Consider the following 15,487-nt stretch of genomic DNA (forward strand, 5'->3'; position numbering starts at 1 on the left):
CCTTTTTAGTTTTCTTTAATCCACATGACCTGCCATGGATTGAGGGTCAGTTCCGTACCGCTAATATCTTGTCCTGATAGTAATTCTTTACCGAAGTGCGTTTGTTCATAAACGGTCTGCATTTTATTGCTAAAATTAAATAATGCTGTTATTCGCTCGCCATTTTTAGCAACACGAACAATTTTAAGAATATGTTCACCCATTGCGTCAAAAATAGCCTGACCGTCGGGATGGAACGCACTCTCTCCGCGACGAATAGCGATAAGCTCACTCAAACGAGAATAAATTTGATAACGAATACTCTTCTTATTATTGAGTTCCCGATCAACCTGACCTGCGGTATATTTCTTCCGGTTTATCGCACGGTTATATCCGAGACGCTCAACCCCTTCATAATCGTTACGCGAACCGAGAATGCTTTGAATATAAACAGCCGGTACGCCAGGGAAACTTAACAACACAGCATGCGCCAGGATGAATCGGGCAATGCGCTCATCATCTGAACTGTCTCGTAAACTTAACGCATCAAGATAGGTGACATTAATTTCATAAGGGCTTCGCGTTCCGTCTGGATTATTTTTCCAGTTAACCAGCGCGCCTTCCTGCTGAAGCTTGTCGACCAGCGAGAGGATCTCGGATTCCGGAAGGATGCCGCGTAATGGGTTCAAACCGATACCATCATGCGAGGCCAGGAAATTAAACCATGTGGTGTGTGTTGAAGGCAGCGCCAGTGACCCCGCCCACTGGCACAGGGCTTTAACGTCCTGACAATGAACGGCGTGCAGCACCAGCGGAGGTAAGGAAAACTGATAGACCATCTGGGCTTCATTTTCGCCATTACCGAAGTAAGAGATATTGTCTTTGTGGGGAACATTTGTCTCAGTGATGATCACCGTTCCAGGCGCCACGGCATCCGTAATGGCGCGGAACAGCTGGATAAGGCAATGGGTTTGTTCCAGATGAATGCAGGTTGTTCCCGGGATCTTCCACATAAACCCAACCGCATCCAGACGGATATAACGCGCCCCTTCCATGAGGTAATGCAGCAGAACGTCAACCATGGCAATCAGCACCTGCGGCGAGGCGAAATTGAGATCGATCTGGTCCTCACTGAAGGTGGTCCACAGATGACGAACGCTGCCATCATGAAGCGTGAATGGCGTCAGCAGCGGTAATGCGCGTGGACGCGTCACGGCGGATAAATCGGTTTCGGGATCGACAGAAATAAAGAAATCTTCGTAGCCTGGCTTCTGCGCCAGATAATTAGCAAACCATTCACTTTTCGCTGACATATGGTTGCAAACGAAGTCAAACATTAAGCTTGCTGACTGTTTTAATTCCGCAACATCCTGCCAGGTTCCGGTTTCAGGTGCCACCTCGTGATAATCGATAACGGAAAATCCATCGTCCGAAGACCATGGATAAAACGGTAACAGATGGACATGGGAAAACGTACGGGAATGCCATTCATTATAGAACCGGGTGAATACCGGCAACGCTTTCTCTCCTTTCGCGGAGAACTGATCGGCATACGTAATCAGCACCACGTCTTTTTCATCCCAGCCTGACTTACGTTTTTCCGTAATATTAACCGCCACTTTTTCAAGCTTAGTTAATAACACGTCCAGGTGTGCATCTGAAAATGATTCACCGTAAATATGATTGATAAGTTTTTTAATTTTCGCGTTCACATTATTTTCCATGGTAGCGGTCCCACGAGGTGGCAATCTACTCCCATGAAAAATATCTGTCAACGGACCCGGGCGCAGAAAGCCGCAATCTCAGAGCAGCGCAACGCATTATTGTGAGCTGCCGCAAAGAAAGAAGAAAAGCAGAAGAAACGCAGAGGGGGAACTCATGCCCCTTCTCCTGGCGAGAAAGGGCGTATGCGGGAGGGACTAACGTGAAAAGTAGCGCCGGGAAACGCGTTTTGCCAGTTTCTGTAACAGCGGCTCCAGAGCGACCGCCAGCAACATTCTGACCGGCTTACGGGCAACAGATTTGATCGCCCAACCCGCCACACCAGCCGGGCCATAACGTAACGCCGTCATCAGAACCAGTTTACCTGCGATTTTCAGGCCGGGTTTTACCTTCTGACCGGCCTGTTGCCAGTGTTGTTTCATGTAAGTTCTCTCTTAAAGCTGACGAAAACGACTTCTCAGCGTAAAGGTATCGGAGGTGACATAACGTTCCATCTCGCGCAATCGCTTCTCCCCTGCGCTTAGCTGTTCATCGACCGCGTTAAGGAGATCGCTGCTGGTTGGCGTGTTCTCTGCATCCAGTTCACCTTCCGGCATCGGATCGAGCACAAACGACAAAATGATATAAGCCACCAGCGTAATAAAGGCCAGGCCGAAGAAAATCGACAACACGGTGACCACACGCACCAGTTTTACCGGAACATCCAGATAGTGTGCCAGCCCGGCGCAAACGCCCCGTACCATGCCCTGCTGCGGGATGCGCCACAGTTTTTTATTCAAATTCAGTCCAGCCATTATCGCTCCCTCCAGTTCGGGTGTTCCGCATCCAGGATAGCTTCCAGCGCCTGAATACGTTCGCGCATTTTATTTGCCTCCGCAGAGAGTTGCGCCAGCCGCTGCTGTTCACTCTGGGACAGCTCACCGCGTGAAGAGCGGTTGCTGTAGTGCAGCCATAACCAGATGGGCAGAACAAACAGCACAAAAATGGTCAGGGGTATAGCCAGAAAAAGCGCGCTCATGTGTACTCCTTGTCTTACGATGCGGCACGCTCAGGTGCCGCAGGAATTATTATTGGTTGTCTTGTTTCATTTTGGCTTTCAGCGCAGCCAGCTGCTCGCTAATTTCGTCATCGGCTTTCAGGTCAGCAAACTGCTGATCCAGGGTTTTCTGCTTACCGATGCTGTGGCTTTCAGCTTCCGCTTCCATGTGGTCGATACGGCGTTCAAACGATTCGAAACGCGCCATCGCTTCATCCAGTTTGCCGCTGTCCAGCTGGCGTCGCACGTCGCGGGACGAGCTTGCCGCCTGGTGGCGCAGCGCCAGCGCCTGTTGACGTGCGCGGGTTTCGCTGAGTTTGTTTTCAAGCTCACCGATCTCTTTCTTCATACGCGTCAGCGTATCATCCACCAGCGTCAATTCATGTTCCAGGGTGGTGACCATATCGCTCAGCTTCTGTTTTTCAATCAGCGCAGCGCGAGCCAAATCTTCTTTATCTTTACGCAGCGCCAGTTCGGCCTTTTCCTGCCACTCGTTGAGCTGGGCGGTCGCCTGCTCGATACGACGCGTCAACTGCTTTTTCTCTGCCAGCGCGCGGGCGGAGGTGGAGCGTACTTCAACCAGCGTGTCTTCCATCTCCTGAATCATCAGGCGCACCAGCTTCTGCGGATCTTCCGCTTTCTCCAGCAGCGAGTTGATGTTGGCGTTCACGATGTCGGCAAAACGAGAAAAAATACCCATAATTCAATCCTCATAGTTCTGTTATCGGGCGATGCCCTGCTGAACAGTTAATACAAATGCCATGCCAACTTTTTATCTTATTGATTTTACTGTATGTGATTGATATTTATCCAGCCGACAGCTATGCTCACCTGGTGAATATCACTAAGGAGTGGTTAATTTCATCATGGCTGAATATAAAGATAATTTGCTTGGCGAAGCCAATAGTTTTCTGGAAGTGCTTGAGCAGGTCTCTCGCCTGGCACCGCTGAATAAACCGGTCCTGATTATTGGCGAGCGGGGAACGGGTAAAGAACTTATCGCTAACCGTCTGCATTTTTTGTCGGGCCGATGGGACGGACCCTTTATTTCCCTTAACTGCGCGGCGTTGAATGAAAATCTGCTCGACACCGAGCTGTTTGGTCATGAAGCTGGGGCATTTACCGGCGCGCAAAAACGGCATCCCGGACGCTTTGAACGTGCCGATGGCGGAACCCTTTTCCTCGACGAGCTGGCGACAGCGCCGATGCTGGTGCAGGAAAAGCTGCTGCGCGTCATTGAGTATGGCGAACTGGAACGCGTTGGCGGAAGTCAGCCGCTCCAGGTCAACGTTCGCCTGGTGTGCGCCACCAACGCCGATCTGCCCGCGATGGTGGCAGAAGACAAATTCCGCGCCGACCTGCTGGACAGGCTTGCTTTCGATGTCGTTCAGCTGCCGCCACTGCGGGAGCGGCGCAGCGATATCATGTTGCTGGCCGATCAATTTGCCATTCAGATGTGCCGGGAGCTGGGCCTGCCGCTCTTCCCGGGCTTCAGCGAACAGGCCACCGAGACACTGCTCGGTTACCACTGGCCGGGAAATATTCGTGAACTGAAAAACGTGGTGGAACGGTCTGTTTACCGTCATGGCACCAGCGAGACCGAGCTGGACAACATTATTCTCGATCCGTTTCGGCGCGAGGTTAAACAGCCTCCGGCTTCAACGACGCACCAGCACGGTCCGGCGTTACCGCTTGATTTACGGCAGTTCCAGCATCAGCAGGAACAGCAACTGCTTGAGCAGAGCCTGAAAGAGGCAAAATATAACCAGAAACGGGCGGCTGAACTGCTGGGTCTGACCTACCATCAGTTAAGGGCATTGCTCAAAAAACATCAAATGCGCTGACATTATCAGCACTTACCCCCAGACATTTTTACGAAGCAGGCGTAAGTGCGATACACTTTGCAGATCGAATCTAAAAACCTTAAAAACTATGCGCCTGGTTTTATCGTCCCTGTTTGCACTCGGTCTGTTCAGCAATCTGGCCTTTGCTGCGCCCGATCGCGCTGTGCCCCCTGATATCCGTGATAGTGGTTTCGTCTACTGCGTCAGCGGGCAAGTTGATACCTTTAATCCGCAAAAGGCGGGGAGCGGCCTGATTGTTGATACGCTGGCCGCACAGCTTTACGATCGCCTGCTTGATGTCGATCCTTACACCTATCGGCTGGTCCCGGAACTTGCCGAGAGCTGGGAAGTGATGGATAACGGCGCCACGTACCGCTTCCGTCTACGCGATGATGTCGCTTTTCAGCACACCCCGTGGTTTAGCCCAACCCGTAAACTCAACGCGGATGACGTGGTTTTCACCTTCCAGCGCATCTTCAACCGCAATCATCCATGGCACAACGTCAACGGCGACAACTTCCCCTATTTCGACAGTTTGCAGTTTGCTGATACGGTCAAAAGCGTTCGTAAGCTGGATAACCGTACGGTGGAATTTCGCCTGACACGCCCGGACGCCTCCTTCCTCTGGCACCTGGCAACCCATTACGCCTCGGTCATGTCAGCCGAGTATGCGGATCAGCTGACGAAAAAGGATCGTCAGGAACGTCTCGATCGTGAACCTGTGGGCACAGGTCCGTTTCAGTTAGCAGAGTACCGCGCCGGACAATACATTCGCCTGCAACGTCACGATCATTTCTGGCGCGGCAAACCGCTGATGCCGCAGGTAATTGTTGATCTGGGCTCGGGCGGAACAGGGCGACTCTCTAAACTGCTGACTGGTGAGTGCGACGTCCTTGCCTGGCCTGCGGCCAGTCAGTTGACTATTTTGCGCGACGATCCTCGCCTGCGCCTGACCCTGCGCCCGGGAATGAACATCGCTTATCTGGCATTTAATACCGATAAGCCGCCGCTCAATAACCCGGCCGTGCGCCATGCGCTGGCGTTAGCGATCAACAACCAGCGTCTGATGCAGTCGATTTACTACGGTACTGCGGAAACCGCCGCCTCTATTCTGCCGCGCGCCTCCTGGGCCTATGACGGCGAGGCGAAGATCACGGAATACAATCCGGCAAAAGCGCGCGAACAGCTTAAAGCGCTGGGGGCAGAGAACCTGACGCTACAGCTGTGGGTACCTACCAGCTCTCAGGCGTGGAACCCCAGCCCGCTGAAAACGGCCGAACTGTTACAGGCCGATATGGCGCAAGTGGGCGTTAAGGTGATCATCGTGCCTGTCGAAGGCCGTTTCCAGGAGGCGCGTCTGATGGACATGAATCACGACTTAACGCTGGCTGGCTGGTCCACCGACAGTAACGACCCGGACAGCTTCTTCCGTCCGCTATTGAGCTGTGCGGCGATCAACTCCCAGACCAACTACGCTCACTGGTGTAACCGGGAATTTGATGCCGTACTGCAAAAAGCGCTGGCGTCTCAACAGCTTGCTTCCCGCATTGAAGCCTACGATGAAGCGCAAAATATTCTGGCCAGAGAACTTCCCGTGTTGCCGCTTGCCTCTTCCCTGCGCCTCCAGGCCTACCGTTACGATATCAAAGGGCTGGTACTCAGCCCGTTTGGTAACGCCTCCTTCGCGGGCGTGACCCGTGAGAAAGAACAAGAGGTGAAAAAACCATGATTATCTTTACCTTGCGTCGGCTGCTGTTATTGCTGGTCACCTTGTTCTTCCTGACCTTTGTCGGCTTTAGCCTTAGCTACTTTACGCCGCACGCCCCGCTTCAGGGCTCCTCCCTCTGGGACGCCTGGCTGTTCTGGTTTAACGGCCTGTTGCACTGGGATTTTGGCGTGTCCAGCATCAACGGACAGCTTATCTCCGAGCAGCTGAAAGTCGTTTTCCCGGCCACCATGGAGCTGTGTATACTCGCCTTTGGCTTTGCCCTTATGGTGGGGATCCCGGTGGGGATGCTGGCGGGAATTTATCGCAATAAATGGCAGGATAAATTTATCAGCGCGCTTGCCTTAATTGGTTTTTCCATCCCTGTTTTCTGGCTGGCGCTGCTGCTTACCCTCTTCTTCTCACTGACGTTAGGCTGGCTGCCGGTGTCTGGCCGTTTTGACCTGCTCTATAACGTGCAAACGGTGAGCGGCTTCGCCATCGTTGACGCCTGGCTTTCTGATTCGGTCTGGCGCGACGAAATGATCGTGAGCGCGCTGCGCCACATGGTGCTGCCAGTGCTTACGCTGGCCGTCGCGCCAACGACCGAAGTGATCCGCCTGATGCGTATCAGTACCATCGACGTCTTCGATCAAAACTATGTTAAGGCTGCCGCCACGCGCGGATTGTCTCGCCTGACGATTTTGCGTCGCCATGTGCTGCACAATGCGTTGCCACCGGTTATCCCACGTCTTGGGCTGCAATTTTCCACCATGCTGACGCTCGCCATGATCACCGAGATGGTTTTCAGCTGGCCGGGCCTTGGACGCTGGATGATCAACGCCATTCGCCAGCAGGATTACGCTGCGATCTCCGCCGGGGTGATGGTGATAGGTTCCCTGGTCATTATTGTTAACGTTGTTTCCGATATTTTGGGTGCCATGGCCAACCCGTTGAAGCATAAGGAATGGTATGCCTTACGATAACGTCTACAGCGAAAAGCGCACGCCCGGTGCGTTACGTACCGTGTGGCGTAATTTTTACGGGGACACCACGGCGATGATCGGCTTTTACGGCTGTATTGGCCTCGTGTTGCTATGTGTTTTTGGCTCGTGGTTTGCCCCGTATGGCATCGATCAGCAGTTCCTTGGCTACCAGCTTTTACCGCCGTCGTGGTCGCGCTACGGGGAGGTTTCTTTCTTCCTGGGGACTGACGATCTCGGACGCGACGTCCTAAGCCGTTTACTGAGCGGCGCGGCCCCCACTGTGGGTGGCGCGTTTGTGGTGACGCTGGCCGCCGCGATCTGCGGCCTTGCGCTGGGTATTTTTGCCGGCTCAACCCACGGGCTGCGGTCAGCCGTGCTTAACCATATTCTTGATACCCTGCTCTCGATTCCTTCGCTGCTGCTGGCGATTATCGTTGTGGCCTTCGCGGGGCCACATCTCACGCATGCGATGTTTGCCGTCTGGCTGGCCATTCTGCCGCGCATGGTGCGCTCGGTTTATAGTCTGGTTCACGACGAACTGGAGAAAGAGTATGTCGTCGCCGCCCGTCTGGATGGCGCCACCACCTTCAATATTCTCTGGTTTGCCGTGCTGCCAAATATTGCCGCCGGGCTGGTGACGGAGATCACCCGTGCCCTGTCGATGGCGATTCTGGATATCGCGGCGCTGGGCTTCCTGGACCTGGGCGCGCAGCTCCCCTCCCCGGAATGGGGCGCTATGCTCGGCGATGCGCTGGAGCTGATTTACGTCGCGCCGTGGACGGTGATGCTGCCGGGCGCGGCCATCATGGTGAGCGTGCTGCTCGTTAACCTGCTGGGCGACGGGATCCGCCGCGCCATCAATGCGGGGGTGCAATAATGCCGTTACTTGATATCCGCAACCTCACGATCGAAATTAAAACGGGCGAAGGCTGGGTCAAGGCCGTGGATCGCATCAGTATCACGCTCGCTGAGGGCGAAATCCGCGGGCTGGTGGGCGAATCGGGTTCGGGGAAAAGTCTGATCGCCAAAGCCATTTGCGGCGTGGCGAAGGACAACTGGCGGGTGACCGCCGATCGTATGCGTTTCGACGACATCGATCTGTTGCGTCTTTCCCCACGCGAACGCCGCAAGCTGGTGGGTCATAACGTCTCGATGATTTTCCAGGAGCCGCAATCCTGTCTCGACCCGTCCGAGCGCGTCGGGAAACAGCTGATGCAGAACATTCCCGGCTGGACCTATAAAGGCCGCTGGTGGCAGCGTTTCGGCTGGCGTAAACGCCGTGCCATTGAGCTGTTGCACCGTGTCGGGATCAAAGATCATAAAGACGCGATGCGCAGTTTCCCCTACGAACTGACCGACGGTGAATGCCAGAAAGTGATGATTGCTATCGCCCTGGCGAATCAGCCGCGTCTGCTGATTGCGGACGAACCGACGAACGCGATGGAGCCAACCACTCAGGCCCAGATCTTCCGCCTGCTCACGCGGCTGAACCAGAATAACAACACCACTATTTTGCTGATCAGCCATGACCTGCAAATGTTGAGCAAGTGGGCGGATAAAATTGACGTGATGTATTGCGGCCAGACGGTAGAAACCGCGCCAAGTGAAGACCTGGTGACGACGCCGCATCATCCCTATACCCAGGCGCTGATCCGGGCAATCCCTGACTTTGGCAGCGCGATGCCGCACAAGAGCCGTCTGAATACCCTGCCAGGCGCGATACCGCTGCTGGAATCGCTGCCCATTGGCTGCCGTCTGGGTCCGCGTTGCCCGTATGCTCAGCGTAAATGCATTGAAACACCGCGCCTGACAGGGCCGAAAAACCATCTGTTTGCCTGTCATTTCCCGCTGAACATGGAGAGAGAGTGAAATGGTCGAAACCTTACTGGAAGTGCGTAACCTGAGTAAGACCTTTCGCTATCGCACCGGCCTGTTTCACCGTCAGACCGTCGAGGCGGTTAAACCGCTGAGCTTTATGCTGCGCGAAAAACAGACGCTAGCGATTATTGGTGAAAACGGCTCGGGCAAATCGACCCTGGCAAAAATGCTTGCGGGCATGGTCGAGCCGAGCGGCGGTGAAATACTGATTGACGATCATCCTCTGGAATTCGGGGACTACTCTTTCCGCAGTCAGCGCATCAGGATGATTTTTCAGGATCCGTCGACCTCCCTTAACCCGCGCCAGCGAATTTCCCAGATCCTGGATTTCCCGCTGCGGTTGAATACCGACCTGGAGCCGGAAGCGCGTCGCAAACGGATTGTCGAAACCCTGCGTCTGGTAGGCCTCCTGCCCGACCATGTCAGCTATTACCCACATATGCTGGCCCCGGGGCAAAAACAGCGTCTCGGTCTGGCCCGCGCGCTGATCCTGCGCCCGAAGGTCATTATCGCCGACGAAGCGCTGGCGGCGCTAGATATGTCGATGCGTTCGCAGCTCATTAACCTGATGCTGGAGTTACAGGAGAAACAGGGGATCTCCTATATCTACGTCACTCAGCACCTGGGCATGATGAAGCATATCAGCGATCAGGTGCTGGTGATGCACCAGGGCGAAGTCGTTGAGCGCGGCAGTACCGCTGACGTATTGGCCTCCCCACTCCATGACCTGACAAAACGCCTGATTGCCGGACACTTTGGTGAAGCGTTGACGGCGGACGCGTGGCGTAAAGATCGTTAGCCGTTACGTAATCCGCTTGCCAGCAGAGTAAACACCTCTATGGCATGCGGTAGCGTCTTCTGCGGATCATCACTGGCAGCAATCAGCAGAGCCGCATTCAGCGCAGCACCATTTAACAGATGGGCTGCGACTCTGGCATCCATCTTTTTAAGCACCTTGCATTCGATCATTTTTTCAATGGTCTGACGGGTGGAGTCAAGGCAGCTGTTCTGGCTGGGCCATTGCGCCGGATCGCCCAGAACAGCCGGGCCGTCAAGCAGTACAATACGCTGAACTTCCGGAACCAGCGCCATTTTAATATAGGCAATGCCTTCCGCCAGCAATCGTTCCCAGTCATCTTCTGCGGCGGCGGCAACGGCTTTCGCGTTTGCTGCCATTTCGCCGTCTATCTGCGCGACTACCGCCGCCAGTAACCCTTTCTTATCGGTAAAATTATGATACAGCGCGCCGCGTGTTAACCCCACTCTTGCCGTCAGTTCATCCATCGACGCTGCGGCATAGCCTTTTTCAGCAAATGCCTTCCGCGCCGCCTGAATCATTTTCTCGCGATTTTCCTGGGCTGTTTCAGCGCGACGTTTTGTAGCCATAGGACTTCCTTCATTAAGCGATCTTTTAATTTGACATACGCGACGTATGTGAATTACATTTTTGACATACATCGCGTATGTTACTTCCACTGCGTAACCACAACAATACCTCTGACAGAAAAGGAAAAGCCATGCACTCACGTGATCCTGTATTCCCGGCCAACCGTCATGCCCTTTATGAAGAGCATGGCTATTCAGCTGCAATCCGCTCTGGCGATCTGTTATTTGTTTCCGGTCAGGTTGGCAGCCGCAGTGATGGCACGCCTGAGCCTGATTTCCCCGCTCAGGTGCAGCTGGCGTTCGATAATTTACGGGCGACTCTGGCAGCCGCGGGATGTACTTTTGACGATCTGATTGACGTCACGACGTTCCATACCGATCCTGAAAACCAGTTCCCCGCCATCATGGAGGCGAAAAAACTGGCGTTTCCGCACCCTCCTTATCCAAACTGGACGGCTATCGGTGTTAACTGGCTGGCCGGATTTGATTTTGAAATTAAAGTTATTGCCAGAATTCCCTCGCCAGCGAACTAATATTCGTTCCGGCAGTATAAGCGTGCAGCTTCGGCCAGTGTCTGGTTGGATGAGGCGAACCCAGCGCGCGGTGATATACTGCTGGAATACACACAAAACAGCCTGACGAAGAGTCAGTTCAACGTCTTCCGTGAACCCAGTCACGACGCAGGAGCGAGAAATATCGTGACACAAGGGGCTGTGAGTGGGCTATAATTTCGAGCTAATTTCGAATGATTTTGAAATACTGCCTGTAACGCTATGAATTACAAGGCAAAATAAGCAATGAATATAAGGATTAAAGCTATGGGTTTTCTTTCCGGTAAGCGCATTCTGGTGACTGGCGTTGCCAGCAAACTGTCCATCGCATACGGCATCGCACAGGCTATGCATCGCGAAGGCGCTGAGCTGGCGTTCACCTACCAGAACGACAAGCTGAAAGGCCGTGTTGAAGAATTTGCCGCGCAGCTGGGTTCCAGCATTGTTCTGGAATGTGACGTTGCACAAGACGAAAGCATTGATGGCATGTTTGCTGAACTGGCAAAAGCATGGCCAAAATTCGACGGTTTTGTTCACTCCATCGGCTTCGCACCTGGCGACCAGTTGGACGGCGACTATGTGAACGCGGTTACCCGTGATGGCTTTAAAATCGCACACGACATCAGCTCCTACAGCTTCGTTGCGATGGCAAAATCCTGCCGCGCGATGCTGAATCCGGGCGCAGCCCTGCTGACCCTGTCTTACCTTGGCGCAGAACGTGCAATCCCTAACTACAACGTTATGGGTCTGGCAAAAGCCTCTCTGGAAGCTAACGTGCGCTACATGGCGAACGCAATGGGTCCTGAAGGCGTGCGTGTTAACGCTATTTCTGCGGGCCCAATCCGTACCCTGGCCGCGTCCGGTATCAAAGATTTCCGTAAAATGCTGGCACACTGCGAAGCGGTTACCCCGATTCGTCGTACCGTTACCATTGAAGATGTGGGTAACTCTGCGGCATTCCTGTGCTCTGACCTTTCCGCAGGTATCTCCGGTGAAGTGGTTCACGTTGACGGCGGCTTCAACATCGCTGCAATGAACGAGCTGGAAATCAAATAAGCTTGTCACTCTCTTCCCGCCAGGGAAGAGAGTTTCTCCCCCCCCTTCGTTATTCCGTTCTGCTATTTGTTATCACCTAACAATATTTTTCCCCTCATCCGCCTTACGCCAGGATATTGATCGCCATTTTGAGATCAAGGAACGCCCATGGAACAGCGCCGTTTTTCCGGCAAAGGCCACTGGTATCATGAAACCCAGTCAAATCATTCGCAGAGGGACGTTCTGCCGCTGGTGCCCGAAGCTGCTAACGTCGACGATCGTTTTTTGCTCGATTTAGCCCTGCCCGAAGCTTTTCTCGCACGCTGTGCTGGCTGGCTTACGCCTGCCCGAAACCTGTGTCATCTTTTGTTCCCACTCGAAACACCCGTGAACCGTCTGCATACACTCAGCGCCTACGACAGGCTGAGCACGGCATTAACGGTTGCCCAGGCGTGTGGCGTTCAGCGGCTCTGTAACCACTACGCTGCTCTCCTCGCGCCTCTTCCGGGGCCTGATTCCTCCCGGGAAAGCAATCGACGCCTTGCAGAAATTACCCAGTATGCCCGCCAGTTAGCCAGCTCACCCGATGTCATCGATAACAAAGCCCAAAACCAGCTTGATGAAGTTGGACTTACGACGTATGACATTGTGCTTATTAACCATATCATCGGCTTTGTCGGTTTTCAGGCGCGAGTGGTCGCGGCATTTCAGGCGTTGCTTGGCCATCCGGTACGCTGGCTTCCTGGACACCACATTCAGCCCCATACCTTGCCGGTAAGCTTCAGCAAATGGACCGCCACGCTTCCCCCGGTTGAACTCAAATATGCCAGTACGCTTCAGCTTGAGGCACTCTCACGCTGGCAGGCGGAACCGGCGCTTGAAGCGCTCACGCCGGTGCTGTGTCATGAACCGATGCTGCTTAATATGACGGGCGAAATTCTGGTTAACCTTCCGCGAAGCGAAGGCCAGGCGTCGTCGATGCTCACCGCCGCCCATGCGCTGCTCGTCGCGTCTCCGGATCGCTTTAGCGCTGCCCAGTTAACGCCCCTGACCGAGTCAGGTCTCTCGCCAGAAAAGGTCATCAGCCTGTTAACCCGATCGGCATTTTATGGCTGGCTGGACCGTCTGCGCATGGCGCTCGGCAAAGAGGAATAACCATACTCTTTACCTAAAGAGCGCTTGCTGTAGCAGTGAGTTTCGCGTAAAACTGTCAGCCGCTCAATGGCTACGAAAATAGAACATTATGTTTCAGGACAACCCGCTGCTAGCGCAGCTTAAACAGCAACTGCATTCCCAGACGCCGCGTGCAGAAGGGGTCGTAAAAGCCACGGAAAAGGGCTTTGGCTTTCTTGAAGTTGACGGTCAGAAGAGCTACTTCATTCCGCCTCCTCAGATGAAGAAAGTGATGCATGGCGACCGCATTTCGGCCGTTATTCATACCGAAAAGGAACGAGAGTCTGCCGAGCCGGAAGCACTGATCGAACCTTTCCTGACCCGCTTTGTCGGGAAAGTGCATAAAAAAGACGATCGTCTTTCTGTCGTGCCGGATCATCCTCTCCTGAAAGATGCTATTCCGTGCCGCGCCGCGCGTGGCGTTGAGCATGATTTTGTTGAGGGTGACTGGGCGGTGGCTGAGATGCGCCGTCATCCGTTAAAAGGCGATCGCGGTTTCTACGCAGAGCTAACCCAGTACATCACCTTCGGCGACGACCATTTCGTCCCCTGGTGGGTGACGCTGGCGCGCCACAACCTCGAAAAAGAAGCCCCTGATGGCGTGGCAACTGAAATGCAGGACGAAGGTCTGGAACGTCGCGATCTGACGGCGCTGGACTTTGTCACCATCGACAGCGCCAGCACCGAGGATATGGACGATGCGCTGTATGCCGAAGAGACAGCCGATGGCAAACTGCATCTGACCGTCGCCATCGCCGATCCTACCGCATGGATTGTTGAAGGCAGCAAGCTGGACGAGATGGCCAAAGTGCGTTCGTTCACCAACTACCTGCCGGGCTTTAACATTCCGATGCTGCCGCGTGAACTCTCCGACGATCTTTGCTCGTTGCGTGCGCATGAAGTGCGTCCGGTGCTCGCCTGTCGCATGACCATCGCGGCTGACGGTACCATTGAAGAGGACATCGAGTTCTTCGCCGCCACCATCGAATCCAAAGCCAAGCTGGCCTATGACAACGTATCCGACTGGCTGGAGAATACGGGCAGCTGGAAACCCGAGTCCGACACTATTGCTGCACAAATTCGTCTGCTGCACCGCGTCTGTCTGAGCCGCAGCGAATGGCGTCAAACCCATGCGCTGGTCTTCAAAGATCGTCCGGACTACCGTTTTGTGCTGGGTGAAAAAGGTGAAGTGCTGAATATCGTCGCTGAGCCGCGCCGTATTGCCAACCGCATCGTTGAAGAAGCGATGATTTCCGCCAACATTTGTGCCGCACGCGTGCTGCGCGACAAATTAGGCTTTGGCATTTACAACGTGCACACCGGGTTTGATCCGGCGAACACCGAAGCGCTGGCTGCCCTACTGAAAACTCATGACGTACACGTTGATCCTGAGGAAGTGCTTACCCTTCAGGGTTTCTGCAAACTGCGCCGCGAGCTGGACGCACAGCCGTCAGGGTTCCTTGACAGCCGTATTCGCCGCTTCCAGTCCTTTGCGGAAATCAGCACCGAGCCAGGCCCGCACTTTGGTCTCGGTCTTGAGGCATACGCGACCTGGACCTCTCCGATCCGTAAGTACGGCGACATGGTGAACCATCGTCTGCTGAAAGCGATCATTAAAGGTGAATCTGTTGCGCGCCCTCAGGATGATACGACGTTGCAGATGGCAGAGCGTCGCCGTCTCAACCGTATGGCGGAGCGTGATGTCGGTGACTGGTTGTACGCGCGCTTCCTGAATGATAAGGCGGGGACTGACACCCGCTTCCCGGCTGAAATCATTGATATCAGCCGCGGCGGTATGCGCGTTCGTCTGGTAGATAATGGCGCCGTTGCCTTTATCCCTGCCCCGTTCCTGCACGCCGTTCGCGATGAACTGGTTTGTAGCCAGGAAAACGGGACCGTGCAAATTAAAGGCGAAACGGTATACAAGGTCACAGACGTGATTGATGTCACCATCGCTGAAGTCCGTATGGAAACCCGCAGCATTATCGCGCGCCCTGTCGCCTGATAACCGCGCAAACTCCCGGCCTTCCCGTTCAGGGGCTGCCGGGAGTTCTCTCCTGTATTATCTCCCGAAAAATCATCGTTTTTTCTCACACTTTTCGTTTTCCCGCCGCCACATTTCGCCAGAATTATCTACAGTAAAAGAGAGCCGTCATTGTCGACTGCAACTGAATAATGTGTGCGCTACTCAG

At 54.2% G+C, this 15,487-nt stretch carries 16 protein-coding genes; 10 read left to right on the forward strand and 6 right to left on the reverse strand.

What is annotated here, in order from left to right; all coding sequences use genetic code 11:
* Nucleotides 1-5 precede the first annotated feature (5 nt).
* The 5 genes from ACOTX7_RS10935 to pspA form a co-directional block, all read right to left on the reverse strand.
* Complete coding sequence (locus ACOTX7_RS10935; RefSeq protein WP_421626079.1) at nt 6-1,703, reverse strand: sugar phosphorylase; 1,698 nt, start codon at nt 1,701-1,703, stop codon at nt 6-8.
* 195 nt (nt 1,704-1,898) lie between these two features.
* Entirely contained in the window at nt 1,899-2,123 is a 225-nt protein-coding gene (gene pspD / locus ACOTX7_RS10940; RefSeq protein WP_221256071.1) for a phage shock protein PspD, read from the reverse strand.
* Nucleotides 2,124-2,135: 12 nt separating this feature from the next.
* A complete protein-coding gene (pspC, locus tag ACOTX7_RS10945; RefSeq protein WP_006810819.1) occupies nt 2,136-2,495 on the reverse strand; it encodes an envelope stress response membrane protein PspC in 360 nt (119 codons plus the stop codon).
* A complete protein-coding gene (gene pspB / locus ACOTX7_RS10950) occupies nt 2,495-2,719 on the reverse strand; it encodes an envelope stress response membrane protein PspB (RefSeq protein ID WP_003856853.1) in 225 nt (74 codons plus the stop codon). Before pspB ends, pspC begins: the two co-directional genes overlap by 1 nt.
* Before the next feature lie 49 nt (nt 2,720-2,768).
* Nucleotides 2,769-3,437, reverse strand: coding sequence for a phage shock protein PspA (gene pspA / locus ACOTX7_RS10955; RefSeq protein WP_221256072.1), 669 nt, complete (start codon nt 3,435-3,437; stop codon nt 2,769-2,771).
* A 151-nt stretch (nt 3,438-3,588) separates the two neighbouring features.
* On the opposite strand from pspA, the gene pspF reads away from it, so the two are divergent.
* The 6 genes from pspF to sapF all read left to right on the forward strand — a co-directional run bounded on the left by pspF (nt 3,589) and on the right by sapF (nt 9,949).
* Nucleotides 3,589-4,581, forward strand: coding sequence for a phage shock protein operon transcriptional activator (pspF, locus tag ACOTX7_RS10960; RefSeq protein WP_214591971.1), 993 nt, complete (start codon nt 3,589-3,591; stop codon nt 4,579-4,581).
* Between the two features lie 88 nt (nt 4,582-4,669).
* A complete protein-coding gene (gene sapA, locus ACOTX7_RS10965) occupies nt 4,670-6,310 on the forward strand; it encodes an ABC transporter substrate-binding protein SapA (protein WP_221256073.1) in 1,641 nt (546 codons plus the stop codon).
* Nucleotides 6,307-7,272: a putrescine export ABC transporter permease SapB gene (gene sapB / locus ACOTX7_RS10970; protein ID WP_032648486.1), complete on the forward strand. Its 966-nt coding sequence runs from the start codon at nt 6,307-6,309 to the stop codon at nt 7,270-7,272. The genes sapA and sapB overlap by 4 nt, the downstream gene beginning before the upstream one ends.
* Entirely contained in the window at nt 7,259-8,149 is an 891-nt protein-coding gene (sapC, locus tag ACOTX7_RS10975) for a putrescine export ABC transporter permease SapC (RefSeq protein ID WP_006810824.1), read from the forward strand. Before sapB ends, sapC begins: the two co-directional genes overlap by 14 nt.
* Complete coding sequence (gene sapD / locus ACOTX7_RS10980; protein ID WP_003856840.1) at nt 8,149-9,141, forward strand: putrescine export ABC transporter ATP-binding protein SapD; 993 nt, start codon at nt 8,149-8,151, stop codon at nt 9,139-9,141. The genes sapC and sapD overlap by 1 nt, the downstream gene beginning before the upstream one ends.
* 1 nt (nt 9,142) lies before the next feature.
* Nucleotides 9,143-9,949: a putrescine export ABC transporter ATP-binding protein SapF gene (sapF, locus tag ACOTX7_RS10985; RefSeq protein ID WP_006810825.1), complete on the forward strand. Its 807-nt coding sequence runs from the start codon at nt 9,143-9,145 to the stop codon at nt 9,947-9,949.
* Here the strand turns inward: sapF and ACOTX7_RS10990 are convergent.
* Nucleotides 9,946-10,536, reverse strand: a complete 591-nt coding sequence (locus tag ACOTX7_RS10990) for a TetR/AcrR family transcriptional regulator (protein ID WP_221256076.1) — start codon at nt 10,534-10,536, stop codon at nt 9,946-9,948. The genes sapF and ACOTX7_RS10990 overlap by 4 nt on opposite strands.
* A gap of 131 nt (nt 10,537-10,667) precedes the next feature.
* Here ACOTX7_RS10990 and ACOTX7_RS10995 point away from each other — a divergent pair, with 131 nt between their 5' ends.
* From ACOTX7_RS10995 to ACOTX7_RS11010, 4 genes are all read left to right on the forward strand, one after another.
* Nucleotides 10,668-11,069 carry a RidA family protein gene (locus ACOTX7_RS10995; protein ID WP_047353315.1) on the forward strand — a complete coding sequence of 134 codons (402 nt, stop codon included), beginning with the start codon at nt 10,668-10,670 and terminating at the stop codon, nt 11,067-11,069.
* Between the two features lie 285 nt (nt 11,070-11,354).
* Nucleotides 11,355-12,143, forward strand: coding sequence for an enoyl-ACP reductase FabI (gene fabI / locus ACOTX7_RS11000; protein WP_003856831.1), 789 nt, complete (start codon nt 11,355-11,357; stop codon nt 12,141-12,143).
* Between the two features lie 147 nt (nt 12,144-12,290).
* The gene (locus ACOTX7_RS11005) at nt 12,291-13,277 is read left to right on the forward strand and encodes a CMD domain-containing protein (protein WP_221256078.1); all 987 of its coding nucleotides are present in this window, start codon (nt 12,291-12,293) and stop codon (nt 13,275-13,277) included.
* Between the two features lie 88 nt (nt 13,278-13,365).
* The gene (locus ACOTX7_RS11010; protein ID WP_006810830.1) at nt 13,366-15,300 is read left to right on the forward strand and encodes an exoribonuclease II; all 1,935 of its coding nucleotides are present in this window, start codon (nt 13,366-13,368) and stop codon (nt 15,298-15,300) included.
* The last annotated feature ends 187 nt before the right edge of the window (nt 15,301-15,487 follow it).

The sequence above is a fragment of the Enterobacter cloacae complex sp. IR5418 genome, from assembly GCF_049238105.1.
In the GTDB taxonomy this organism is placed as follows: Bacteria; Pseudomonadota; Gammaproteobacteria; order Enterobacterales; family Enterobacteriaceae; genus Enterobacter; species Enterobacter hormaechei.

What these genes read in the sequence shown, in the direction of transcription:
- ACOTX7_RS10935 (WP_421626079.1), bottom strand. Translation starts at nt 1,703, where the DNA reads ATGGAAAATAATGTGAACGCGAAAATTAAAAAACTTATCAATCATATT.
- pspD (WP_221256071.1), bottom strand. Translation starts at nt 2,123, where the DNA reads ATGAAACAACACTGGCAACAGGCCGGTCAGAAGGTAAAACCCGGCCTG.
- pspC (WP_006810819.1), bottom strand. Translation starts at nt 2,495, where the DNA reads ATGGCTGGACTGAATTTGAATAAAAAACTGTGGCGCATCCCGCAGCAG.
- pspB (WP_003856853.1), bottom strand. Translation starts at nt 2,719, where the DNA reads ATGAGCGCGCTTTTTCTGGCTATACCCCTGACCATTTTTGTGCTGTTT.
- pspA (WP_221256072.1), bottom strand. Translation starts at nt 3,437, where the DNA reads ATGGGTATTTTTTCTCGTTTTGCCGACATCGTGAACGCCAACATCAAC.
- sapA (WP_221256073.1), top strand. Translation starts at nt 4,670, where the DNA reads ATGCGCCTGGTTTTATCGTCCCTGTTTGCACTCGGTCTGTTCAGCAAT.
- sapB (WP_032648486.1), top strand. Translation starts at nt 6,307, where the DNA reads ATGATTATCTTTACCTTGCGTCGGCTGCTGTTATTGCTGGTCACCTTG.
- sapC (WP_006810824.1), top strand. Translation starts at nt 7,259, where the DNA reads ATGCCTTACGATAACGTCTACAGCGAAAAGCGCACGCCCGGTGCGTTA.
- sapD (WP_003856840.1), top strand. Translation starts at nt 8,149, where the DNA reads ATGCCGTTACTTGATATCCGCAACCTCACGATCGAAATTAAAACGGGC.
- sapF (WP_006810825.1), top strand. Translation starts at nt 9,143, where the DNA reads ATGGTCGAAACCTTACTGGAAGTGCGTAACCTGAGTAAGACCTTTCGC.
- ACOTX7_RS10990 (WP_221256076.1), bottom strand. Translation starts at nt 10,536, where the DNA reads ATGGCTACAAAACGTCGCGCTGAAACAGCCCAGGAAAATCGCGAGAAA.
- ACOTX7_RS10995 (WP_047353315.1), top strand. Translation starts at nt 10,668, where the DNA reads ATGCACTCACGTGATCCTGTATTCCCGGCCAACCGTCATGCCCTTTAT.
- fabI (WP_003856831.1), top strand. Translation starts at nt 11,355, where the DNA reads ATGGGTTTTCTTTCCGGTAAGCGCATTCTGGTGACTGGCGTTGCCAGC.
- ACOTX7_RS11005 (WP_221256078.1), top strand. Translation starts at nt 12,291, where the DNA reads ATGGAACAGCGCCGTTTTTCCGGCAAAGGCCACTGGTATCATGAAACC.
- ACOTX7_RS11010 (WP_006810830.1), top strand. Translation starts at nt 13,366, where the DNA reads ATGTTTCAGGACAACCCGCTGCTAGCGCAGCTTAAACAGCAACTGCAT.